Source organism: Cupriavidus sp. SK-4, assembly GCF_000611125.1.
In the GTDB taxonomy this organism is placed as follows: domain Bacteria; phylum Pseudomonadota; class Gammaproteobacteria; order Burkholderiales; family Burkholderiaceae; genus Cupriavidus; species Cupriavidus necator.
In genome coordinates, this window is sequence record NZ_JFJW01000121.1 from 21,890 (window position 1) to 44,292 (window position 22,403).

The 22,403-nt window shown below is 64.5% G+C and carries 24 protein-coding genes; 9 read left to right on the top strand and 15 right to left on the bottom strand.

The window, feature by feature from the left end:
- Positions 1 to 455 precede the first annotated feature (455 nt).
- Positions 456 to 1,025 (top strand): phasin family protein, encoded by a 570-nt coding sequence (locus CF68_RS25630; RefSeq protein WP_035824325.1) that lies wholly within the window; start codon positions 456 to 458, stop codon positions 1,023 to 1,025.
- 108 nt (positions 1,026 to 1,133) lie between these two features.
- On the opposite strand, the gene CF68_RS25635 is transcribed toward CF68_RS25630, so the two are convergent.
- Positions 1,134 to 1,442 carry an EthD family reductase gene (locus CF68_RS25635; RefSeq protein WP_035824327.1) on the bottom strand — a complete coding sequence of 103 codons (309 nt, stop codon included), beginning with the start codon at positions 1,440 to 1,442 and terminating at the stop codon, positions 1,134 to 1,136.
- A 143-nt stretch (positions 1,443 to 1,585) separates the two neighbouring features.
- Between CF68_RS25635 and CF68_RS25640 the strand changes: the two genes are divergently transcribed.
- The 4 genes from CF68_RS25640 to CF68_RS36500 all read left to right on the top strand — a co-directional run bounded on the left by CF68_RS25640 (position 1,586) and on the right by CF68_RS36500 (position 3,484).
- Positions 1,586 to 1,789 (top strand): hypothetical protein, encoded by a 204-nt coding sequence (locus CF68_RS25640; RefSeq protein WP_010812739.1) that lies wholly within the window; start codon positions 1,586 to 1,588, stop codon positions 1,787 to 1,789.
- Positions 1,790 to 1,905: 116 nt separating this feature from the next.
- The gene (locus CF68_RS25645; RefSeq protein ID WP_010812740.1) at positions 1,906 to 2,145 is read left to right on the top strand and encodes a hypothetical protein; all 240 of its coding nucleotides are present in this window, start codon (positions 1,906 to 1,908) and stop codon (positions 2,143 to 2,145) included.
- A 355-nt stretch (positions 2,146 to 2,500) separates the two neighbouring features.
- The gene (locus tag CF68_RS25650) at positions 2,501 to 2,827 is read left to right on the top strand and encodes a hypothetical protein (RefSeq protein ID WP_200872591.1); all 327 of its coding nucleotides are present in this window, start codon (positions 2,501 to 2,503) and stop codon (positions 2,825 to 2,827) included.
- A 345-nt stretch (positions 2,828 to 3,172) separates the two neighbouring features.
- Positions 3,173 to 3,484, top strand: a complete 312-nt coding sequence (locus CF68_RS36500; RefSeq protein WP_084187429.1) for a hypothetical protein — start codon at positions 3,173 to 3,175, stop codon at positions 3,482 to 3,484.
- A 97-nt stretch (positions 3,485 to 3,581) separates the two neighbouring features.
- Here CF68_RS36500 and CF68_RS25655 read toward each other — a convergent pair whose 3' ends face one another.
- The 8 genes from CF68_RS25655 to CF68_RS25690 all read right to left on the bottom strand — a co-directional run bounded on the left by CF68_RS25655 (position 3,582) and on the right by CF68_RS25690 (position 11,755).
- Positions 3,582 to 4,172, bottom strand: a complete 591-nt coding sequence (locus CF68_RS25655) for a helix-turn-helix domain-containing protein (RefSeq protein ID WP_035824329.1) — start codon at positions 4,170 to 4,172, stop codon at positions 3,582 to 3,584.
- A 58-nt stretch (positions 4,173 to 4,230) separates the two neighbouring features.
- Positions 4,231 to 5,547: a M20 family metallo-hydrolase gene (locus tag CF68_RS25660; protein ID WP_035824331.1), complete on the bottom strand. Its 1,317-nt coding sequence runs from the start codon at positions 5,545 to 5,547 to the stop codon at positions 4,231 to 4,233.
- A 15-nt stretch (positions 5,548 to 5,562) separates the two neighbouring features.
- Positions 5,563 to 6,867, bottom strand: a complete 1,305-nt coding sequence (locus CF68_RS25665) for an amidase (protein ID WP_035824335.1) — start codon at positions 6,865 to 6,867, stop codon at positions 5,563 to 5,565.
- A gap of 15 nt (positions 6,868 to 6,882) precedes the next feature.
- Positions 6,883 to 7,596, bottom strand: coding sequence for an ABC transporter ATP-binding protein (locus CF68_RS25670; protein ID WP_035824337.1), 714 nt, complete (start codon positions 7,594 to 7,596; stop codon positions 6,883 to 6,885).
- Positions 7,593 to 8,375, bottom strand: a complete 783-nt coding sequence (locus CF68_RS25675) for an ABC transporter ATP-binding protein (protein WP_035824340.1) — start codon at positions 8,373 to 8,375, stop codon at positions 7,593 to 7,595. The genes CF68_RS25670 and CF68_RS25675 overlap by 4 nt, the downstream gene beginning before the upstream one ends.
- Complete coding sequence (locus CF68_RS25680; RefSeq protein ID WP_235205885.1) at positions 8,372 to 9,583, bottom strand: branched-chain amino acid ABC transporter permease; 1,212 nt, start codon at positions 9,581 to 9,583, stop codon at positions 8,372 to 8,374. Before CF68_RS25680 ends, CF68_RS25675 begins: the two co-directional genes overlap by 4 nt.
- Positions 9,570 to 10,499 (bottom strand): branched-chain amino acid ABC transporter permease, encoded by a 930-nt coding sequence (locus tag CF68_RS25685; RefSeq protein WP_035824343.1) that lies wholly within the window; start codon positions 10,497 to 10,499, stop codon positions 9,570 to 9,572. The genes CF68_RS25680 and CF68_RS25685 overlap by 14 nt, the downstream gene beginning before the upstream one ends.
- Before the next feature lie 80 nt (positions 10,500 to 10,579).
- Complete coding sequence (locus CF68_RS25690; RefSeq protein ID WP_035824346.1) at positions 10,580 to 11,755, bottom strand: branched-chain amino acid ABC transporter substrate-binding protein; 1,176 nt, start codon at positions 11,753 to 11,755, stop codon at positions 10,580 to 10,582.
- A 414-nt stretch (positions 11,756 to 12,169) separates the two neighbouring features.
- Between CF68_RS25690 and CF68_RS25695 the strand changes: the two genes are divergently transcribed.
- From CF68_RS25695 to CF68_RS25710, 4 genes are read left to right on the top strand one after another with little or no spacing between them, the layout of a single operon-like run.
- Positions 12,170 to 12,301 carry a PIN domain-containing protein gene (locus CF68_RS25695; RefSeq protein ID WP_235205886.1) on the top strand — a complete coding sequence of 44 codons (132 nt, stop codon included), beginning with the start codon at positions 12,170 to 12,172 and terminating at the stop codon, positions 12,299 to 12,301.
- Between the two features lie 53 nt (positions 12,302 to 12,354).
- Entirely contained in the window at positions 12,355 to 13,008 is a 654-nt protein-coding gene (locus CF68_RS25700) for a metalloregulator ArsR/SmtB family transcription factor (RefSeq protein WP_035824349.1), read from the top strand.
- Positions 13,009 to 13,028: 20 nt separating this feature from the next.
- Entirely contained in the window at positions 13,029 to 13,766 is a 738-nt protein-coding gene (locus CF68_RS25705) for an MBL fold metallo-hydrolase (protein WP_035824354.1), read from the top strand.
- A 3-nt stretch (positions 13,767 to 13,769) separates the two neighbouring features.
- Complete coding sequence (locus tag CF68_RS25710; RefSeq protein WP_035824356.1) at positions 13,770 to 15,035, top strand: MFS transporter; 1,266 nt, start codon at positions 13,770 to 13,772, stop codon at positions 15,033 to 15,035.
- Between the two features lie 155 nt (positions 15,036 to 15,190).
- On the opposite strand, the gene CF68_RS25715 is transcribed toward CF68_RS25710, so the two are convergent.
- The 6 genes from CF68_RS25715 to CF68_RS25740 all read right to left on the bottom strand — a co-directional run bounded on the left by CF68_RS25715 (position 15,191) and on the right by CF68_RS25740 (position 22,077).
- Positions 15,191 to 15,571 carry a hypothetical protein gene (locus tag CF68_RS25715; protein ID WP_369798908.1) on the bottom strand — a complete coding sequence of 127 codons (381 nt, stop codon included), beginning with the start codon at positions 15,569 to 15,571 and terminating at the stop codon, positions 15,191 to 15,193.
- Between the two features lie 49 nt (positions 15,572 to 15,620).
- Complete coding sequence (locus tag CF68_RS25720; RefSeq protein WP_035824358.1) at positions 15,621 to 18,725, bottom strand: efflux RND transporter permease subunit; 3,105 nt, start codon at positions 18,723 to 18,725, stop codon at positions 15,621 to 15,623.
- Positions 18,726 to 18,735: 10 nt separating this feature from the next.
- Positions 18,736 to 19,848 (bottom strand): efflux RND transporter periplasmic adaptor subunit, encoded by a 1,113-nt coding sequence (locus CF68_RS25725; protein WP_152548549.1) that lies wholly within the window; start codon positions 19,846 to 19,848, stop codon positions 18,736 to 18,738.
- A gap of 11 nt (positions 19,849 to 19,859) precedes the next feature.
- On the bottom strand, positions 19,860 to 20,423 hold the full coding sequence (locus tag CF68_RS25730; protein ID WP_035824362.1) for a hypothetical protein: 564 nt from the start codon (positions 20,421 to 20,423) through the stop codon (positions 19,860 to 19,862).
- Positions 20,420 to 21,625, bottom strand: coding sequence for a TolC family protein (locus tag CF68_RS25735; RefSeq protein ID WP_035824363.1), 1,206 nt, complete (start codon positions 21,623 to 21,625; stop codon positions 20,420 to 20,422). The genes CF68_RS25730 and CF68_RS25735 overlap by 4 nt, the downstream gene beginning before the upstream one ends.
- A 98-nt stretch (positions 21,626 to 21,723) precedes the next feature.
- Positions 21,724 to 22,077, bottom strand: coding sequence for a hypothetical protein (locus CF68_RS25740; protein ID WP_035824364.1), 354 nt, complete (start codon positions 22,075 to 22,077; stop codon positions 21,724 to 21,726).
- Positions 22,078 to 22,403 lie beyond the last annotated feature (326 nt).

Consider the following 22,403-nt stretch of genomic DNA (forward strand, 5'->3'; position numbering starts at 1 on the left):
CTGTCCCGGACGGTAGTGAAGTCCCGTAGCAAAAGCAGACCTACAGCTTGGGAGACGACTGTGCTGAGTCATCATGAATTCGCCACGCTTGTGCTGGTAAGCGGCAGCTCCGACCCAACGGAGCTGGACCGCGCGGATATGGACACGCTGCTCGCATATCAACTGGTTACGCTTGAGCGCCTTGGGCCAAACCACAGCCGCCCTCAGGTGACAATCCAGGGCTACGCTTTTCTGAAAGCCCTCGGCCGAGTTCGCGCAAGGGAAGGTCAGGCTCGCCAGGCCTCCTTATGAGCGTGTTGCTTTAGCTGGAAGCGACTGCTGGCGTTGGCGCGCTTTCGTCTGATCGGCGTGGCCTGCCAGGGTCACAATGCAGCAATCGTTATCGACTCTATTCCCGTCCCGTCGGAGCTCTCATCGGATGGCTCAGGTGGCGGGTCGCACTTAGGAGATGCAAGATGACTCAGTGGTCCCCCGAGCAATTCATGAAGGTCCAGATGGCAGGCATTGAAGCCCTGACCGGGCTGACCGGCAAGGCCTTTGAGGGCTTCGAAAAACTGCTGGAGCTGAATCTGCAGACGATGAAGACGGCGCTGGCTGAGACCCGAGAAGGCGCAAAGAAAGCGCTCTCGGTCAAGGACCCGCAAGAATTGGTCGAATTGCAAATCGAGTTGTTTCAACCCGCAGCCGCCAATGTACTGGCGTATCGCCGTCAACTGTACGACATCCTTGCCGCCACCCGGGCGGAGTTCGAGAAGGTCGCCGAGGTCCAATACACGGCAGGCAAGCAGGGTCTGCAAGACTTCCTTGGAAGCGTGGTGAGCCAAACGCCAGCCGGCACGGCGGCGGCGCCATTGGCTGCCTGGCAGGAGGCCGTCAGCGCGACCACTGCGCTCTATGAGTCGATGCAAACGACGGCAAAACAGGCCGTGCAAGTGGCCGAGGGCAGCTTCAATACTGCTGCGCAGGTGGCCTCGAAAGGCACGCAACGTCGTGCAGCACAGGCCTCAAAGGCACCTGCAAATTAAGTCGGCTTTGAAGAATAGGTGGAGCGTTGGAGGCGGCCACGTGCGTTGCACCGCCGCCGCTCGCTCGCCTGTCCTGTGCCGCAATGCCGAGGGGGCCATGAACCGCGCCTAAACTTCCTTCGTGTCGAATATGAGCATGTCAACGCCGGCCTGGGCAAAATTGGCCAAGTCAGCTGCTGCTGCGGTGCCCTCAGGCGAAGCCATTGCCTGCTGGAGCGCCGCCAGCGAATCGAAGCTCAGCACCGCAACCAGGTGAAACGGCGAAGCGCCGGCCGGGCTTGCAACCGGGCCGCTGCTGACCTCGTAGCGTCTCAGTCCGGCGATCTTCTTGGCGATCGGAACATGGGTCGAGAAGTAATATGAATCAAACGCTGCCGTGTCCGCCGGCTTCTTGTATAGCACCATTAGCTTTGCCATCGTGGTTCCTCCAAGCGTGAGTTTGATATAGCCCGAGCTTGCAAGTGTATCGTCCCTATGGCGGGTGAACCCCATTTCTGTCAGAGGGTCGGGTTGAGCAGTTTCTTCATGCTACGATTTTCCTATCTAAGTCGGAGGTCGTCATGACAATCGAAAGCTACCAGGGCTACATCGTCCGCGGCTTTGCAAAGCAGCTTGGCGACGGATCCTTCGAGGCATCCGGAGCAGTTGAGAAGGACGGCCGCATCGAGGAAGGATCGGATCCCTTGGGGTACTACCCCTCGTTTGAGCGTGCCGCGGCAGCCGGCATTGCCTGGGCGAAAGCGTGGGTAGATGATCACGGCTGAACCCCTCTGAAATCGCCCACCCAGACCCACGGATTGGCACCTATGCGCCGCCGCAGTTGATGCCGGATGGTGCGCTTTCGTCATGCTAGGATGCCTCGAAACGCTGGGAGGTCGCCATGTCGAGCCATGTCTGGGTCGAAGAAGGGGAGTACTACTGCCACTGCACGGTCTGGAAGTCTAAGTCCGGGACCTGGGAGGCATCGGTATTGTTCGAGCGAAGAATCGATCACGCAAACGAGTTTGTCCCAGGCTTGCGGCACAAGATCAAAGCCTCGTTCAATAGCGAGGGCGAGGCAATGACCGAAGCAATCGCTTACGCAAAGGCTTGCGTCGAGAACACCAAGACCGGCTTGTAGCCCCATGCGGCTACCCCAAATCGTTTCGATCCCTGCACCGACTGGCTCGCCATCTCAGGCACGTTGACGATCGGTGCTGCCGTCATCGGCGACTTCGCGCTGCGGGACACGATTTCTTACAACCAGGGGAGGTGCCCGTCGGTATCCTTGCGGCAAATTCGCCAACTGCAAGCGCAGGTCACCATGAAACCCCTATTTGTGCTCACCGTGGTCACGGCAGCACTTCTCACCGGCTGCGCCGTCGCTCCCTATGATGACGGCTACTACCACGGCGGATACTCGCGTCCGATTTACGGCGGCGGTTACTCCGATTGGGACGGCGCAAGGTATTACGGCGGCAACCGAAAGTGGGGCGGTGACTGGGATCGAGGCTGGGACCGGGACGAGCAGCGAAACCGGGGCCGTGACTGGAGCGGCCGTGATAACCGCGGCTGGAACCGTGGTGGAGATCAAGGCGAAAACCGCGGCGAGAAGCGTGGATGGAATCGCGGCGATGAGCGAGCGGAGCATCGCGGCCGGGACCGTCGAGGCGAGCGTGGCGAGGACCGGGGTAATGAACGTGGCGGTAGCCGCGGTGACGACCGTGGGCGGAATCGTGATGCTGACGGTGGCAACGGTCGCGGCAGAGACCGTAATAAGGATTGATGCGACAGCCCCTGGCTTCGCAGCGTTACGACGATGACTTGGTCCGATGCCAGTCAGACCTTCAGCGGAGTTTGTCGTCACTGAGTGATTCCCCTGCTTGCCGCTTCTTCCAGTTGATGCTGCCCGCATCGCAGGGTAGGCCTGCGAGCGCGGTTGCGACGCGCTGACCGATAGCACTACCCGTTGACGGAAGAATCTCTATCGCTTGGCTGAAGCGTCAGCCTGCGAAGGAGTGGATACAAAGCCTTACAAGACTCTCAAGCGCCGTGGTCAACTGTCGCAAGCTGCCGCCGTTACACGAGGTAACCAGCTTTAGGTTCTGCTCATACCAAACAGGGCGAGAACGCCCTAAGGTATCGGCAACATTCGACGGAACAGCATCATGCAGAAGATCTTGGCAGTTTGTGCAATCGCAGCCGCATCCATGCTTGCGTCAGGCGCCGCTCAGGCAAGAGTGGACGTTGGAATTGGCATCGGTATTCCAGGTGTCGTGGTTGCCGCGCCTCCACCCCCGGTGTACTACGAGCCGGCCCCAGTTTACGTGGCTCCGCGCCCGGTGGTAGTGGAGCCGGGTTACTACGACGATTGGCAGGCACGCGCATGGCGTGAACAACAGTGGCGTGAGCGGCGGTGGAGGGAACGCGAGTGGAGAGAGCGCTATCGCGAGTGGCACCGTTGGCACGATGACGACTAGGACTGAAGCCGTCGGGTTCTACGCTAAGCCTGCCTTCCTGCGGGCCTGACCCGAGGCGCGGGCTTCCCTGCGGAGGCCCGCTTGTCGTCCGCCCGTCTCAGAAGGTGGCCGGCGAATTCACCCATAGCACCTTGGCCACCACGTCGCCCACATTGCGGTAGCCATGCGGCACCTGGCTGGCGAACGTGAAGGCATCGCCCGGGCCGATCAGGTAGACGTCGTCGCCGAGCATCAGTTCGAGCTGTCCTTCGAGCACGTATCCCACTTCCTCGCCCTGGTGCTCGATCTGCCCGTCGCTGGCCTCGCCGGGCCAGACGATGTGGATGTTGGCCTGCAGCAGGCCGCCACGCTTGGGCAGCACCACGCGTTCGAGCGCCACGCCGCCGGCCCGGATCACCGGGCGTTCACCATGCCGCAGGATCGGCGACTGGTTCGGCTCCTCGTCGCTGGTCAGCGCGCCGATATTGGTGTCCAGCGCCACGGCCAGCCGGTGCAGCGTGGTGAACGACGGGGTGGCGAGCCCGCGCTCAATCTTTGAAATCAGGCTTTCCGAGCAACCCGCCTTCCCGGCGAGCTGCAGCAGCGTGTAGCCGGCTACCAGCCGGGCGTGGCGCAGCTTGACGCCAAGCGTCAGGGTGGCTGACTTGCTGTCGGCCGCTTCAGGTGTGGGGTGCTCGGGCTTTGCCATGCAGGCTCGGAATGGGTTGGACTTGGATCGGCCGCCAGGCGCCGTAACGTCAATGTGTTCAGCGGCTGGCCAGTTCGGCGACAGTGTAAGCCAGTGCCTGGGTTCCAAGGAACAGATCGGCGCCTTCCGTATCTTCGGCGGCATTGTGGCTGATGCCCCCCTTGCTTGGCACGAAGATCATCGCCGTGGGGCAATGGTCGGCCAGGTACATGGCGTCGTGGAACGCGCCGGAGGTCAGCCGCATCGGCAGCGCGCGGCCGGCGTTGCCGCTGGCACGCGCGCAGGCGCGCTCGATGGTGCCCAGCATGGCCTCGGGGAAATGCGTCGGCTCGCGATGGAAGAAGCGCGTGACCGTGACCGCTTCGGGCGCATGTGCGTGCCTGACGCACGCCGCGCGCAGTGCCGCTTCGGCGCGGTCAAGCGCGGCGTCGTCCAGGCAGCGCATATCGACCGTGAACGTGACGTGGCCGGGAATGGTGTTGACCGAGTTCGGCGCCACGCTCCAGCGGCCCAGCGTCAGGCGCAGTTCGGGAGTGCCGGGGGCGGCCGCATGGCGCGGCGCCAGCGCGTACAGGTCTTGCGCTATGGCCACGGCCGCGGCCATCGCATCGCATCGTACCGCCATCGGCGTGGTGCCGGCATGGGCCATCGTACCCGTGCATTCCACGCGGAACCAGCGCACCGCCTGGATGCCGGTGACCACGCCCAGCGGCACCTTTGCGCCTTCCAGCACCGGCCCCTGTTCGATGTGCAGTTCGACGCATGCCGCCATGGGCCGCGCCATCGGCACCCTGGTGACATCGTGGCTTTTCGCCAGCGCGGCATCGAGCGCCTCGCCGAAGCGAATGCCGGCCGCGTCAGCCACGTCGCGATAGCCTGCCAGCCGGGTGGGTTCGACGAAGGCGCTCGACCCCATCGCGCCGGGACCGAAGCGGCTGCCTTCCTCGTTGGTCCAGGACACGACCTCGATGGGGCGCAAGGTCTCAATGCCGGCCGCGTTGAGCGCGGCAATCACTTCCAGGCCGGCCAGCACGCCGTACGCGCCGTCGTACTTGCCGCCCACCGGCTGCGTATCGGCGTGGCTGCCGGTCAGCACCGGCGGCAGGTCTTCGCGGCCGGGGCGGCGGAAGAACAGGTTGCCGCAATCGTCGATGCCGACTGTGCAGCCCAGCGCGCGTGCCTGGTCGATCAGGTGGCGCCGGGCGGCCAGGTCGGTCGCGGTCAGCGTTTCGCGGGAAACGCCGCCGTCGTGGCGCAGGCCAAAGCGGGCCAGGGCTGCCAGCGATGCGGCCAGCCGCTCGGCGCCCACATGATCCTGCGCGCGTTCGGCAATGGCTTGTGCGTTGGCGAGGGTGGGCTGGTTCGATACGGTCAATTTGGTCTCCAGATATCAGGCAAGGCTGGCGCCGAGCGCCTGCTCAAGGCGATGAGCCATGCCAAGCACGCGGGCATCGGCATGGCGCGGCCCCGTCACGGTCACGCCAACCGGCATGCCGGTGGCGCCGGTACCCGTCGGCACATGGACGCACGGGGTGCCCAGCAGCGTCCACATGCGGCAGAAAATCGGATCGCCGGTGGCGCCAAGGCCAGCAGGCGCTTCGCCTTCGGCGCTCGGGGCCAGTACGACGTCGAATTCGGCCATCGCCATGTTGAACGCCGTGCGGGCCGCCTCCGCGTGGGCCAGTGCGACATGGAAGCGCTGGCCGGTGACGGCACGGCCCGCTTCGAGCTGGCGCGCGAAAGCCGCGCTAAAGCCTTCTGCGTGCTCGCGTGCTTCCGGCGCGAATGCGGCGAGTGCCTCGAATGCCATGATGTCCAGTTGGGCTTCAGTCAGCCCGTGGCAAGCGTGCGGCAGGTTGAAGTCGCGCACCGTGCCACCGATGCGTTCGAGCGCGCGGATCGCGGTGTCCAGCGCGGCTTGGGTATCGGCACTGGCGCGCTCCCAATGCGGCGTGCGGCAAATGCCGATGCGCAGCGGCGCGTGGTGTAGCGTGGACGCGTCCGCTACCGCGGCATCGCGCGCCAGGGTGCCGATGAAGAGGGCCGCGTCGTCCACGCGGCGGGCCAGCACGCCCACCGTATCCAGGCTCGGTGCCAGTGGCTTGATGCCGGCCAACGGCAGCGTGCCATGCGTGGGCTTGTAGCCCACCACGCCGCAATAGGCGGCCGGCCGGATGATCGATCCCGCGGTCTGTGTGCCGAAGGCCAGCGGCACCATGCCTGCGGCGACGGCGGCGGCCGATCCGCTCGACGAGCCGCCGGGGGTGCGGGGCCTGTCCGCCGGCGCGCGCGGGTTGCGGGTCGGCCCCGGCTGAAACGTGGCGAATTCGGTGGTGACGGTCTTGCCGAGCACGACCGCGCCCGCCGACCGGGCCAGTGCCACCGCCGCCGCATCCACGCCCGGCCGATGTCCGGCGTATATCGGCGAACCATACGTGGTCGGCATGTCGGCAGTATCCATCAGGTCCTTGACGCCAAGCGGGACGCCCGGCAACGCGCCTGACGCGCCGCCGGCATCCAGCCGCCGCGCCTGCGCCACCGCGGTGTCGCTACCCACGTGCTGCCAGGCAAGAATGCCTGCGTCTTGCGCCGCAATGCGGGCCAGCGCCGCACGGACCACCGCTTCGGCGCTCAGTTCGCGCCGGGAGACCAGCGCCGCCAGGGTGCGGACCGGAAGATCGAGGAAATCGTCCATCGCATGTTCTCCGGATCAGCCGAAATAGGCTGCGCGAACCTCATCGTTCTCGCGCAGCGCCTGCGCGGTGCCCTGGGCCACGACACGGCCCTGGGTCAGCACATAGCCGTGGTGTGAGATGGCCAGCGTCTGGCGCGCGTTCTGCTCCACCAGCAGCACCGTCATGCCCAGTTCGTTGATCTGCTGGATGACCTTGAAGTTTTCCTTCACGTAGAGCGGCGACAGGCCCAGCGATGGCTCGTCGATGACCAGCAGCCGCGGCTGCGCCATCAGTCCGCGCCCGATCGACACCATCGCCTGTTCGCCGCCGGACATGGTGCCGGCGAGCTGGCCCGCGCGCTCGCGCAGCCGGGGGAAGATCGTGTACACGCGCTCGATGCGCTCGCGCACCCTGGCCGGGTCCGCCTCAAGGAAGGCGCCCAGCGCAAGGTTCTCAGCCACCGTCATGCGCGGGAACACCTTGCGGCCTTCGGGAATGCAGGAGATACCGCGTGCGATGATGTTGTGGGTCTTCTCGCCCGCGATGTCCGTGCCGTCCCACAGGATGCGTCCCTGGCGCGGCGGCGTCAGGCCCAGGATCGAGCGGATCAGCGTGCTCTTGCCGGCGCCGTTGGCGCCAAGGATGCATGTGATCTTGCCCGGCGGCACCTCGATCGAGACATCGTGCAGGACGTTGACCTTGTCATAGCCCGTGGTCAGCCCTTCCACGCGCAGTGTGCTGTCGCTCATGCGGCTTCCTCCCCCAGATAGGCAGTCTGCACGTCGGGATCGGCGGTAATCTCGGCGTAGGTTCCCTCGGCAATCTTCTTGCCGTAGTTCAGCACGATGCAGCGGTCGGTGATGCGCTCGATCACGTTCATCTCGTGCTCGATCAGCACCACCGACAGGTCCTGCAGCTTGCCGCGCACCTGCAGGATGTCGTCCATCAGTTCATGGGTCTCGTCATGCGTCATGCCCGCCGAAGGCTCGTCGAGCAGCAGCAGGCGAGGGCGGCTCATCAGGGCCCGGCACACCTCGATGCGGCGGCGGTCGATCATCGTGAACGTTTCCACCGGTTCGAACAGCCGCCCCACCAGCGGCGGGCTGAAGATGCCCAGCAGCTCGCGCACCGACTCCACGTAGCGCTCGTACTCGGCGCGGAACGCCTTGCGCCGGAACAGGTTGAAGACCAGTCCGTGCCGCATGTTCTGGTAATCGCCGATCACGATGTTGTCGAACACCGTCAGCGGCAGCGACAAGCGCGAACGCTGGAACGTCCGCGCCACGCCGCTGCGGTAGATCTGCTGTGGCGTCTTGCCGATGACGTTGTTGCTGTCATAGGTAATGGTTCCGGCGCTGGCCTTGTACAGCCCCGTCAGCACGTTGAAGAACGTGGTCTTGCCGGAGCCGTTGGGGCCCAGCAGGCCCAGGATCTCGCCACGGCGGATATCGAGCTGGAGGTTGTCCAGCGCGGTCAGGCCGCCAAAGCGCATGGTCAGGTCGCGCACCTGGATCATCGCGTCGCTCATTGCGCATCCTCCCGGGGAAAGAACAGACGGGTCTTGCGCGGCATCAGGCCGTCCGGGCGGAACAGCAGGATGGCGATCACCAGCGCCGCGTAGAACAGGAAGCGGTATTCCTGGATGAACTGCAGCTTTTCGGGCAGCACCAGCACGATAATGGCCGCCGGCACCAGGCCCACCACGTTGCCGAGGCCGCCCAGGATCACGATCGACAGCATCAGCAGCGAGTCGGCGAAGGTGAAGTTGTTGGGCGCCACGAACGCAGTGACCATGCCGTAGACACTGCCGGCGATGCCGGCAAAGAAGTTGCCGAGCATGAATGCAATCACCTTCCACCGGGCGATGTGCAGGCCGAACGCGGCGGCGGCGGTCTCGTCGGTGCGCACCACGTCCATCGCCAGGCCTACCCACGAGCGCTCCAGCGCCTTGACCACGGCAAACGTGCCAGCGCAGATCAGCAGGCTCAGCAGCGCATAGCTGGCGTAGAACGACACGTCCACGCCGAACAGTGTCAGGCTCTCATTGAACTGGAAGCCGAACAGCGTCATCCCGGGCACCTGCAGGCCCTGCGGCCCGCCCAGCACGTCGTTGACCTCAAGGAAGGTCTTGAACAGGATGCCGAACGCGATGGTCACCAGCGCCGCATAGTGGCCGCGCGTGCGCAGCACGGGCGCAACCAGCACCGAGCCGATCACGGCCGCTGCCACGCCGGACAGCACGATCACCAGCACGTGAGGAATGCCCGTGTGCGCGCCCAGCACGGCCGTGGTGTAGGCGCCGATGCCAAAGAACGCCGCCCCCGCGAAGTTGGACACGCCGGAAAACCCGAACTGGACTGTCAGCCCCAGGCAGGCGGTGGTGTAAAGCAGCACGGCACACAGCATCAGCAGGACGAAATGGCTCTCGTGGAACAGCGCGATCAGCGCCAGCGTGCCGGCCAGCGCCCATAGCCTGGACTGGCCCGGTCGCCGCACTGCCGCCTGCTCCAGGGCCTGCGTCAGGCCCAGCCGGCCCGCCGCAAACACCGCGGCCCCGGCCAGCGCCAGCAGCACGGCCACCGCCAGTTGCGATTCCGCATGCAGGAAGAAGTAGAGATAGGCCACCAGGGCGATGGCCGAGATGGCCAGCACCATGGCCGGGCGCCGCTGCGGGCCATCGGCCGTGGCGGCGGGGGCCACCGGCAGCGGCTTCGAGACGTTGTCAGACACGTTCACTGGCTTTCTCCGCGATGAGTCCGGTCGGCTTCCAGGCCATCAGCACGATGACCACGGCAAAGGCGAATACGTCCTTGTAGGCGCTCGGGATGTCGGGCACCAGGGCCGGCAGCATGGCACTGCCCAGCACTTGCAGCGCCGCAAACAGGAACCCGCCGAGGATGGCGCCGTAGATATTGCCGAGCCCGCCCAGGATGGCAGCGGCAAAGCCGATCACTCCCAGCAGCAGCCCGACGTTGAAGTTGATCTCGTTGTAGTAGAGGCCGTTCATCACGCCCGCCAGTGCCGCCATGGCGGATCCCAGTGCAAACGTGACCAGTACCACCACCTCGAAGTTGATGCCCATCAGCCGGGCCGTCTCGCCATCCTGGGCCACGGCACGAATGGCCATGCCAAAGCGCGTGCGGGTGATCAGCAGATGCACGCCGAGGATGATGGCTACGCCGGCGGCCAGCAGGATCAGGTTGTCCGCGCGGATGGAGAGCGCGCCGATGGTGAACTCGCCAGCGGGCAGCAGCGCGGGAAACGGCTTCGGATTCGAGCCGTCCGGGTAGAACAGCCGGACCGCCTCCCGCAGCACCGTGCCCAGCATCAGCGTGGCCAGCAGCGTGTTCAGCGGTGGCGCCCGGCGCAGCGGCAGGATCAGGACGCGGGCGATGCCGGCGCCCAGCAGGCCGGTCACCGTCACCGCGCACACCACGATGGCCAGCAGCTGCAGCCACGGGGAATCCACGTGCATCGCCACCACGCCGGCTGATGCCGCCAGCCCGGCAAATGCGCCCACCATCAGCACATCGCCATGAGAAAACTTGATCACGTCGAGCACGCCGAAGAACAGCGTGAACCCTACCGCCACCATGGCGTAGATCATCCCGAGCATCAGCCCGTTAAAGATGTACTGCCCTAATACACTCATCGGTATCCCCCGAATTCCGGATGCCCAGGCGGGCGCGGGGCCGGGCGGGGGCAGGAGCGCCCCGAACCCGGCCGCCATGCTTACAGGCCGGTCAGCTTCTTCTTGCCCTTGCCGTAGGTGCTGTCTTCCCAGATCACCCACTTGCCGTCTTCCACCACATACTTGGTGATCAGCGGCACCACGTTCTGGCCGTGGTCGTCGAAGGTGACCTTGCCGATGATGGTGTTCACGTCCCTGGTGCCGTTCAGCACATCACGCACCTTCTTGCGGTCCGGGCCCACCTTTTCCACGGCGTCCATGATCAGGTTGGCCGCGGCAAACGCAAACGGGCCGTACGCTTCGGGCGGTTCACCGTACTTCTGCTGCGTGTAGCGTTCCATGAAGAACTGGCCGCCAGCCAGCTTCTCTACCGGCGCGCCTTCGATGAACGCCAGCGAACCCTCCGACAGCGATTTGCCCACGCCTTCGATATAGGCATCGGACTTGATGCCCGACGTGCCTTCGAACTGGGCCTTGATGCCGAGCTTGTCCATCTGCGTGCGGATGCGCACGCCCAGCGGCGTGAGGCCGCCGAAATACACCACGTCGGGCTTCAGTTCGCGGATCTTGGTCAGCTCCGTGGTGAAGTCCTGCTGATCGGCCGTCACGCCGAACGTGCCGACGATGGTGCCGCCATCCTTCTTCAGGAATTCGCTGAAATACTTGTTGTGGCCCTTGCCGTAGTCGGTGGTGTCATGGATGATCGCCCACTTCTTGTAGCCCAGCCCGGTCATGAATTTGGCTGCCACTTCGCTCTGGTTGATCATCGTGCCGTTGACGCGATGGATCTCCTTGAACTTGTTGCCGTAGGTGACCTCGGGCAGCACGGCGCCCCACACCACGGCGGGCATGCCGAAGCGGTTGTAGACGCCCACTGTGCCCATGGCCACGGCAGAGCAGAAGTGCGTCACGCCGGCAACAATGAACTTGTCCGCCGCGATCTTGGTCGCCACCTGCACGCCGACGTTCGGCCGGCATTCGTCGTCCTGCACCACCAGTTCATAGGTGTACCTGGCCTTCGGGTCCGCATTGCGCAAGCGCACGGCCAGGTCCGCGGAATTGCGTCCGCCCAGGCCGATCGACGACACGCCACCGGTGAGCGGACCGACAAAGGCAATCTTGACGACATCCTTGGCCTGCGCCGGTGCTGCCGTCAGGACCATTGCGGTCGCTGCGGCTGCCATGGCGGCGGCTACTGCAGTGTGTTTCTTGCGCACTCTCTTTCCCCCTGGGTTGCATGGACAAATTGGACGGACCGCTGCGCGGCGTCACGGACCCGAACCGATGCAGGGCGCCTGCGGACGCCCAGGAAAGCTGCCTGCACCACATTCAAGTTACTTGAATACTATGCAACAGGCATGCCACCCTTCAACGAGCGAAAACCCGTAGCTTGAATGAGAGTCTGGGGAAATGAGGGGGCATACCCGTGGGTCCATGCTCAATCTGGGCGCATGGGCGCACGGTTGCGGTGCGCCGCAGAGCAAAACAAGGGAAGAAACATATGGTGAGACACAGGTGCTGCTTGAGGCACTTTTATTGCATCTCGTAGGCACCCACAGATGCAGGTAGCGGTAGATAGTGATGGCCGGCTATGGTGAGACCCGCGCTGCGCGGAATCCCGAGGACAGCCAATGGGGGCACTGGACTTACTGATTGCCGCGCACGCGCTGGAGACTGGCGCGGTGCTGGTGACCAATGACCAGGCGTTCCGGCGCGTCCCTGGCCTGGTGGTGGAGGACTGGTCGGTTCCGACCGGAAACTGATCGTGGCAATCTGAAAAATTGACCATCATTCTAATATTTACTAGAATGATAGCATGAGAGAGTTGAAGAATCACCTTTACGAGCAGGTCGCCCGGATCGGAAAAGCTGTAGCCAGCCCGAAGCGGCTGGAGCTCATCGAGCTCCTGTGCCAGGGCGAGAAGACGGTCGAGGTACTGGCTGACCAAGCGGCAATCAGCGTGAAGCTGGCTAGCGCCCATCTCAAGGAACTCCGCGAGGCCCGCCTCGCCGAGACTCGCAAGGATGGAAAGTATGTCGTGTACCGGTTGGCCAGCACCGGTGTGGCCGACCTCTGGGTGACCTTGCGTTCCGCAGCCGAAGAGCGGCTGGTCGAATTGCAGGTGGCACTGGCGACCATCGTCGAGCATGGCGATGACCTCAAAGGATTTGACCGGAGCGCCATCCTGAGGAAGGCCAGGGCAGGGGAGGTGCTGGTGCTCGATGTACGCCCTGCCGATGAGTTCACCGCGGCCCACCTACCGCATGCTCGCTCCTTACCGCTGGGCGAGCTTAAGAAGCGGCTTGCCGAGATCCCCAAGGACATGCCTGTGGTTGCCTACTGCCGGGGACCCTTCTGCCTGATGGCCAAAGACGCCGTCGAGCTCCTGCGCAGCAACGGCTACTACGCCTTCCATCTGACCGATGGCGTGGCCGAGTGGCGGGCCCACGGGTTGCCCATCGAGGTTTAGGGCAACCATAGGAGACAGTTATGTTCTTCCGGCAACGCCCCGCAGAAAACGCCACGCTTTCCTACTTCTTCGGATGCGCCGGTGTCGGCAAGGCAGTTGCCGTCGACGTCGTCGCCGGCGACGAAGCCTGGTTCATTGCCGAGGCCAAGAAGGGGGGCGTGGTGATTGCGCATGTGATCGACACCCATGTACACGCCGATCACTACTCCGGGGGGCCCGCACTGGCGCGTCAGGTCGATGCGCCCTACTACCTGCACGAAAGCAACAAGGGACGGGTCGCATTCGACTTCGCGCCGCTGGTCGATGGCCAGCGACTGGAGGCCGGCAATGTGCTGGTCGACGTCCTGCACACTCCCGGGCACACACCCGACAGCGTCTGTCTGCTGGTGCGCGACCTGCGCCGAGGCGACGAGCCATGGTTTGTGATGACTGGAGACACGCTGCTTGTGGGGGCCGTCGGACGCCCCGACCTCGCTGGCATGGAACGCGAGATGGCCGCCCAGCTTTATGACAGCCTGCATCAGAAGTTGCTGACGCTGCCCGCAGATCTCGAGATTTACCCCGGGCACCAGGCTGGCAGCGCGTGCGGCGTCGGCTTGTCTGGCAAGCCTGCGTCGACCATTGGTTTCGAGAAGCGCTGGAACGCAGCGCTCACCTTGGAGAAATCCGCTTTCGTCGAATACCTGAGCAAGGAGATCCCCCCTCAACCCGCCAACATGGAAGCGATGGTGCGGGAAAATCTGGGTTGGGGGCGCTAAGGCATGAACACGGCGCAGATCCGCCTCGGGCTGCGTGAGAACCTCGGCCAGTTTTCGCTGCTGGTCCTCGTCAATGCATTTGTTGGTGCGATGGTGGGCCTGGAGCGCAGTATCCTGCCGGCCATTGCCGAGCAGGAATTCCACATCGCGGCGCGCACGTCGATTCTTTCCTTCATCGTTGTGTTTGGCATCACCAAGGCACTGACAAACTACTTTGCCGGACGTTTTTCCGACCGCTTCGGCCGGAAGCGAGTCTTGGTGGCCGGATGGCTGGTCGCCATACCGGTCCCATTCATTCTGATGTGGGCACCCAACTGGAATTGGGTGGTCGGAGCCAATGTCCTGTTGGGCATGAGCCAGGGGCTGACGTGGTCCACTACAGTCATCATGAAGATCGACCTGGTCGGCCCGAAGCAGCGCGGCCTGGCCATGGGACTCAACGAATTTGCCGGATACTTCGCGGTGGCGGCCAGCGCACTGGCCACTGGTTGGACCGCCGCCCACTTCGGTCTCAGGCCCGAGCCCTTCTACCTGGGCGTCATCTACGTTGCTGCCGGGCTGCTGCTTTCCGCGCTAGCGGTTCGCGAAACCCGGGATCACGTCGTGCACGAGTTGCGTGAGCACCATCCTCCAGCAGTTGCGGACAAACTCAGCCAAGCCGAGATTTTCCGCCGCACATCGCTGACCGATCGCAATCTCTCCAGCGTCAGCCAGGCCGGGCTAGTCAACAACCTGAACGACGGCATGGCCTGGGGCCTGTTCCCGCTGGTCTTTGCCGCAGCAGGGATGACACTGGCCCAAATCGGCGTGCTAGCTGCAATCTATCCAGCAATCTGGGGCGCTTCGCAGATTCTCACCGGCGCTCTTTCGGACAAGATTGGCCGCAAATGGCTGATCGTGTGGGGGATGTGGTTACAGGCAGGGGGGATTGCCGTCACCGCAGTAGCAGCAGACTTCCGCGTGTTTGGTCTGGGTGCCGCCTTGCTTGGAATCGGCACGGCGATGGTCTATCCAACCTTGCTCGCCACGATCGGCGACGTGGCCCACCCCTCCTGGCGCGCTTCCGCAGTGGGCGTCTACCGGCTCTGGCGTGACCTTGGCTACGCGGTGGGAGCCCTCTTGGCCGGTATCACTGCGGATATGTTCGGCGTGCCGACGGCGATCTGGCTGGTCGCGGCGCTGACCTTGCTGTCGGGTGTGGTCGCAGCGGTGCGGATGAGCGAAACCCATGCACCAAGTAAAGCACGAGCGCAAAGAGCGGCCCGATAGCCACAGTCTTGCCCATTGCCGTCCTATTGCCCTGAGGTGGCGCGATTGCAGGCGCTCGCGCTTGATGTGCGGTCAGACAGGCCCGTTTGGATAGCTGGCCCGGCGAGCGATACCTGACCCACATCGCCGAGATGCAGGTCGGCCTTTCACGTGACTCACTTGACCGAAAAGCGAGCCGTCACCGATTTGCCGTCGGCAAACTTGATCACCGCCACGGCCTTCGACCCCCGCGCGACCTGAACCTTGTCGGCCGCGACCAGCGCATTGCCCGTACCTGCGGCGAGGGTCGTCTCAGTTTTCTGTACGCCGGTCAGCACCGTCAGCTTGCCGCTGGCGCCGGCCACCGGCTTCTTCGCATCGTGGTCGTCCACGTAGATGGTGATGGTCCCATCCTTGTTGACCAGCTCGAACTGAAGGTCGCCGGCGGTCTGGACCACGCCGCCATACTGGGCCGGCTTAGCGCCGTGCGCCATCGCCAGGCCGGAGAACCCGAGGCTGGCTGCCATCAACATCGTTGCGATCTGCTTCTTCATCATGTACTCCAAAGATGCGGCGACTTGCGGGCGTCGCTGCAGTAGCCCTTGATCAATAGGCTTCGCGACTCTCCTGTGCCAGGATGTTCTCCAGCGGCTTGCGGCCGAACAGCCAGAACGCCAATGGTGTGAGCAGCGAATCGAGGAGGGTCGAGCTAACCAGCCCCCCAAAGATGACGACCGCCACCGGATGCAGGATTTCCTTGCCTGGAGCGTCTGCCGAGACCAGCAGCGGCGTCAGCGCGAACGCGGCAACCAGCGCCGTCATCAACACCGGCGTCAGGCGCTCCAGCGAACCACGCACGATCATCGGCACGCCAAAGGACTCGCCCTCGAACCGGCACAGATTGATGTAGTGGCTCACCTTCAGGATCCCGTTGCGCGTCGCGATACCCGTCAGCGTGATGAAGCCGACCATCGATGCGACGGAAAGCGTGAGCCCGCCCAGCCACATCGCGATCACGCTGCCGATCAACGCAAACGGGATATTCGCCATGATGATCAGCGTCAGCGTGGCGGACCGGTAGCGCGAATAGAGCACCAGGTAGATCAGGGCGAGCGACACCATCGACAGCAGCACGATAAGTTGTGTGGCCTGTTCCTGGGCCTGGAATTGCCCCTCAATATTCACGAAATATCCGCCTGGCAATCCGGCTTGCGCGACCGCCGCCCGAACGTCGCCAATAACCCGTGCCATGTCGGCACCATCCGTGTTCGCGTAGACGACGATGCGACGGCGGCAGTTCTCACGCCCGATCTGGTTCGGCCCATCGCCATCCTCCACGCTGGCAATTGCCGACAGCGGTACCGGACCGCGCGGCGAATCGAGCATGACCCTGGCCAGGTCCTGCGGCGTGCGGCCCGCGTCTGGGAGTCGCACGACAAGATCGTAGCGGCGCACGCCCTCTATGACCTGCGTGATCCGGGTGCCGTCCGTCAGCGTCTGCAACGCCTTCAGCGCTTCCCCGGCAGGGATGCCGTGCTGCGCCGTCTTGCGGTAGTCGAGACGCACGTTGACCTGCGGAATCAGCACCTGGCGCTCGACCGTGATATCCACCAGCCCAGGCACGCTCGCCAGCCTGCCGCGTACGTTCTCTGCCAGGCCGCGCAGGGTATCGAGGTCGTCGCCGTATATCTTCAGCGCGATCTGCGCGCGTACGCCGGAAAGCAGGTGGTCCAGCCGGTGCGAGATCGGCTGGCCGATCGCCACGGATGCCGGCAGCACCGCCAGTTGCGCGCGAATCGCCGCCATCACTTCTTCCCGGCTGCGGTCCGAGCGCTTGAGGTCCACGTCGATCTCGGATGAGTGGACGCCCTCGGCATGCTCGTCGAGCTCGGCCCGGCCCGTGCGACGCCCGACCTGCGTCACCTCGGGCACCTGGCGGATCAACGTCTCGGCCAGGGCTCCCATGCGATTGGCTTCTGCCAGCGACGTGCCGGGATTGAACATCAGCGACATCACCAGCGATCCCTCGTTGAACGCCGGCAGGAAAGCGCGCGAAAAAAACGGCACGGTCGCCGCGGCCAGTGCCACAACGACGGCGGCGGTTCCCAGGATGGGCTTTGCGCGGGGAAACGACCAGTGCAGGATCTGTGTATCGGCCCGTTTGAGCCACGCCACCAGGGGGCTGTCCGGATGGTCCAGCCGCTTCATATGCGGGAGCAGGTAATACGACAGCACTGGTGTTACCGTCATTGACACCAGCATTGAGGCCAGGATCGACACGATATAGGCAATGCCCAGCGGTGTGAACAGCCGCCCCTCGATACCCGGCAGCGCGAACAGCGGCACGAACACCAGCACTACGATCAACGTGGCATAGACGATGCCCGAGCGCACCTCGACCGAAGCCCGCCAGATCACTTCCAGCACGGACGGCGGGTCCTCCATCGACTTGCGCTGCCTGAGCCTGCGCAGGATATTCTCGACATCGACCACCGCATCGTCGACCAGCTCACCAATCGCGATGGCGAGGCCGCCCAGCGTCATGACATTGATGGACTGGCCGAGCAGGCGGAACGCCAGCGCCGTCACCGCCAATGACAACGGAATGGCGACAAGCGAGATCGCCGTCGTGCGTGCGCTCAGCAGGAAGATGAACAGGATCACGGTCACCATGATGGCACCGTCCCGCAAGGCTTCGACCACGTTACTGATCGAAGCCTCGATGAAGTCCGCCTGGCGGAACAGCACCTCGGGGGCCGCGATCCCTTGCGGCAAGCCTTGCTTCAGGCCGGCCAGGGCGCTCTCCAGGTCCTTCGTCAGGCGAACCGTATCCGCGGCAGGCTGCTTCTGGACACTGACGATCACCGCCGGCTTGCCGTTGAACCCGGCATCGCCGCGCTTGAACGCAGCAGCGTAGCGCACCCTGGCGACCTGTTCCAGCAGCACCGGTGTGCCGTCCTTGTATGCGACGGCCAGGCCCTGCAAGTCTTCCAGCCGATGGGTGCGGCCAAGATTGCGGATCAGGTACTCGCGGCCGTTCAGGTCGATAAAGCCGCCGCTGGTGTTGGCGGCGAATTCACGCAGGGCACGCTCGACCTGGGCGAGCGTCACGCCGAACTGCGCCATCTTCGCCGTATCGGGCTCCACCCGCAGCTGGCGCACTTCGCCGCCGATCGGGATCACCTGCGACACGCCGGGAACGGAGAGCAGGCGCGGGCGCAGGACGAAGTCCGCGTACTCGCGAGCCTGCATCGGGCTGGCCCTGGCGGGGTCGATCGGCAAGGCGATCAGCATGATCTCGCCCATGATCGAAGAGACCGGGCCCATGATCGGCGTCAGCCCCCCCGGCAACTGCTCCCTGACCAGGGCCAGCCGCTCCGACACCAGTTGCCGGTTGCGGTAGACGTCGCTGCCCCAGTCGAATTCGGCATAGACGATAGACAAGCCTACGCCCGAGACAGACCTGACACGGGTAACGCCGGGCATGCCGTTGAGGGCGGTCTCAATGGGAAACGAGACCAGCAACTCGACCTCCTGCGGCGCCATGCCACCAGCCTCAGTGATGACCGTAACAAGCGGCTTGTTGAGGTCCGGGAAGACATCCACAGGCGTGCGCCACGCGGTCATCGCGCCGTAGGCCATCAGGATGGCGGCGACGGCGAGCACCAGCAGGCGATTGCCCAGGCTGGCGCGAACGATCCAGTTAAACATGCCCGTGCCCCTAGCGGATCTGGTTCACAAGTGCCGCGCCGGACACCACCACGCGGTTCTCGGGCGATAGCCCTTTGACCACGACCACGGTGCGCGCGTCCAACACACGTGCCTCGACCGGCTGGGCAATGAAGCGCTGCGTGCCGGATTTGATCCACACCACAGGTTCATTGTTTGCGTTACGCACCAGCGCCTCGCTCGGCAGCGCGATACCTTTGACGGTATCCGACAGCCGGGCCACGACCGTCACCGGCTGGCCGACGGCCAGCGGCGAAGCATTGCCCGTGAGCCGGAACACCAATGGCACGGCACCGTTCTTCAAGCTCCGGCCAGCGCCCACAAAACCCAGCTTGCCACCGTCCGTCCGCCCGAGCGTACCGTCCTGGATGCGCGTGGCCAGCGTGGCGTCGGCGGTGTTCGCCTCGATCAGCATACGGGTGGGGTCCACGACTTCGTACAACACATCCGTCGCTGCCACGACCTGACCCGCCAGCACGTTCGCGGTCGCAATGACCCCGGTAGCCGGCGCGCGCAGCGGCACGGTCTGATGCAGGCTGTTGCCGACCGCCTGGCGTTGGCCGGACAGGCTTTGCACCTCCGCGCGCGCAGCCTCGATCTCCTTGCGCGGAATGCTGTCCTGCAACGACTCCAGGCGCTGGAGCCGTTGCTGCGCCAGTTTCAGATTGGCACTCAGGCTCGAAAGCTGTGCCTGCTGGTTGCCGATATCGAACGGCTCATTCTTGTGCCGGAGCATGGCGAGTACCTGCCCCTTGCTGACGCTTTGGCCAAGCGCGGGGAATCCACCAGGCGGCGGTTCGATCCAGCCAGGATGCCCGGCCTGCAGGCGCCCGCCTGCATTCGGATCGATGGTAACCACGGCGTTGAGTTCCACCGTGACCGGGTGCTCGGCCAACTGGGGCATGATCGTACGTAGGCCCATCCTGCGCTGTGCCAACTTGGGGATCTGCACACTCCCGTCGGGCAGGCGCGCCAGGCCCCCACCGGGGGCAGCGGCCGGGCCGTCCAGATGTTCCCCGTTCGGGCCATGGGCGCCGGGCGCCGCCATGGCTGCAGTTACTGCAGCCATCGCCAGGGCTGCGGCGATCATCACAATCTTTGTCATCTTCCTCATGATCACCCCCTAGCCCTTTGCAGTGCGTTGCGGCGACGCAGGCGCCAGAATGCCGCGGCGAGCGCGGCTGCGACAAGCAAGCCAGCCCACAGCCATGGTGAACGGAAAAACTCCCATTGCCCGTGTGCGTGCTGGTTCGCAGCGACGTTAAGGGTGCCTTCGATCAGGTCGGTGTCGTTGCCGGCAATCAAGGTAAAGACCAATGGGTGAGCGCCAGGCTGCTGCAGTGCCTTGAGCAGCTTCTCGTCGGTGAATGAGTAGTCGCCGAAATCGGCATGCAGCTTGCCCTGTGCCTTGATGCCACTGAGTTCCACTTCAAGCGTGCCGTTCAGAACCGGCTCGTTGGTTTCGTAGCGGTCCACGAGGACCGAAAGCTCCTCCGCGGCAAGCGTGCCCACCAGTTCGAATGCCTCGGTGTGTGCCTCGATGGTGGGTTGCGAACTGCTCGTGCCGACGGCGGATGACGGAGCATCCAGGTGCTCGCCGTTGGGTCCATGGGCCCCGGGCGCGGCATGTGCCACACAGGCAAGGAAGAGCAGGACGGTAGCAAGTAGCTGGCGCATCATGGCAGGACTCCGAGAGCCTGGTTAAGGGTGGCAACTGCAAGGCCGCGCCTGGTGCGCTGGCGGACCAGGTCGGCTTCGGCTTCGAGTGCCTGGTTCCGTGCCCGCAGCACTTCGGGCAGGCCGATTTCGCCGAGATTGAACGTTCTGCGCAGCAATGCCGCGCGTTCAGACAGCGTGGCGCTGCGCTGTTCTGTCAGCGCGAGCTGCTGTTCGGCGAGGGATAGCGCCGTCGTGGCTGCGTCGACGTCCGACCGGATCACGCGTTCGGCGCGATCGAACTCAGCGCGCGCAGTCATCAGCTCGGTCTGGGCCGCGGCTTCGCGCGGCAGATTGCGGGCGTCGGTGGCAAACGGAATCCTGACGAAGACACCGATGGTCTGGTCATTCGGCAGGCCTCCGCCGGCGCGGTCGGCCCGGTATGACAAGCCGACTTCAGGCGGGTCGCGGCGGGACTTCTGCAGATAGCCAAGCTGACGCTCATTGCGCATCACGATGCGCTGTGCGGCCTCCAGCCTTGGATGTGTGGAAGGAGCACCCGCCTGCGCTACCGGTTCGTCGTATCGCAGGGGCAGCGCGGATAACCCTGTCGATTGCAGGAGCCGGGCCCGGGCGTCAACCAGACGCGCCTCGCCCTCCGCGAGCAGGGTCTGCGTCGCCAGGTGGTCTTGCTGTGCCAGCAGCAGGTCGGTCCGGGCGAGGTCGCCCGCCTTGACACGCCGCTGTACGTCGTCGCGGAGCGAAACGGAGACGTCCACGCGCCGGCGCAGGACGTCGCGTTCCCCTTCTGCAGCGGCGAGCTGCCAGACGCGTTCGCGCACTTCGGCGGCAACATAGAGCCGTGCCAGCCCGGCACTGGCTTCCGCTTCGGCCGCCTGGGCGTCGGCGAGATCACCCCGGGCCGAGCGCTGGCCCGGCATCCAGATCGGCACGCCGATGGTAACTTCGCTCTCGCGCATACCGCGCCGGTCGGTCCAGCGATCATCGCGATGGAGCAGGCCCAGGGATGGCGGCCCGGCAATGAGTGAGTCGGCCTGGACCCGGCTGGCGGCAGCTTCCTGCCGCCGCCCTTCGGCGGTCTGGAGCGCAACCGAACGCTCCCACGCGGCATTGAATAAAGCGTGGATGTCCGGCGCCGGCGCCTGGCCATAGGCCCCCGACGACAGCACGATGGATGCAACAATGAATATGACTGACTTCTGCATGGAATCCCCAGCGCAATAGGCTCGAACAAGCAATGCGGCGGGGTCGCTGCACGATCAGGCGCGCAGCGGCAAGAAATCAAAAGGACAAAGCCCCGCCGTCAGGCGGGCGCGTGAGGTGGCCGTAAGGGAGGACTGCCGGTGGGGTTCGGCAGGGTACTGCTGTGGAAGCCGGGTGCGGGGTAGGCAGGCGGCAGCATAGGGGCCAGCAGCGGCATCAGTACGATCGCCTGGAAATTCGAGCCATAGTCGAAGTCCAGTTGGTGCAAGGCTGAAGAGGCTGAGTCATCTGCCTGCATGTCCCCATCGTCGTCATGATGATGGGGAACGTGCTCGGCGTGGACGACCATATGTTCCAGCAGGGTCCCGGAAGCATGCGCGAGTTGTCGCTCCACCGCGGCAAAGGCCTGCAGCGGCAACATAAGCATCAGGAGAATGGCAACGACGCGCGACATAGTCGGCAATTCTACATGAGAGCGAACCCCAGATCGTCCACGAATCCCGCCCCAATCGCCTCGCTGGAATTACCAGGGTCGGCGGTGGCATGGGATTGCGGTGACAATATCGGATCGGTTTCCCGTCTTCGCTGCCCCATGTCCCTCCGCACGGCTTCTCCAGCCTGCCTCAAAGGCCTGGTGGCTGGCCTCTGCAATACGGGCTTCGCACTCGCTGCCGGCGCGCAAATGCCCACGCTGGCTCGCGGCGAGTTGGCTGATCTGTTTGGGCCTCTTTTGAATTTCAAGTGGGGTGTGCCCATTTCCTTATACAGAAGTCATGAGTG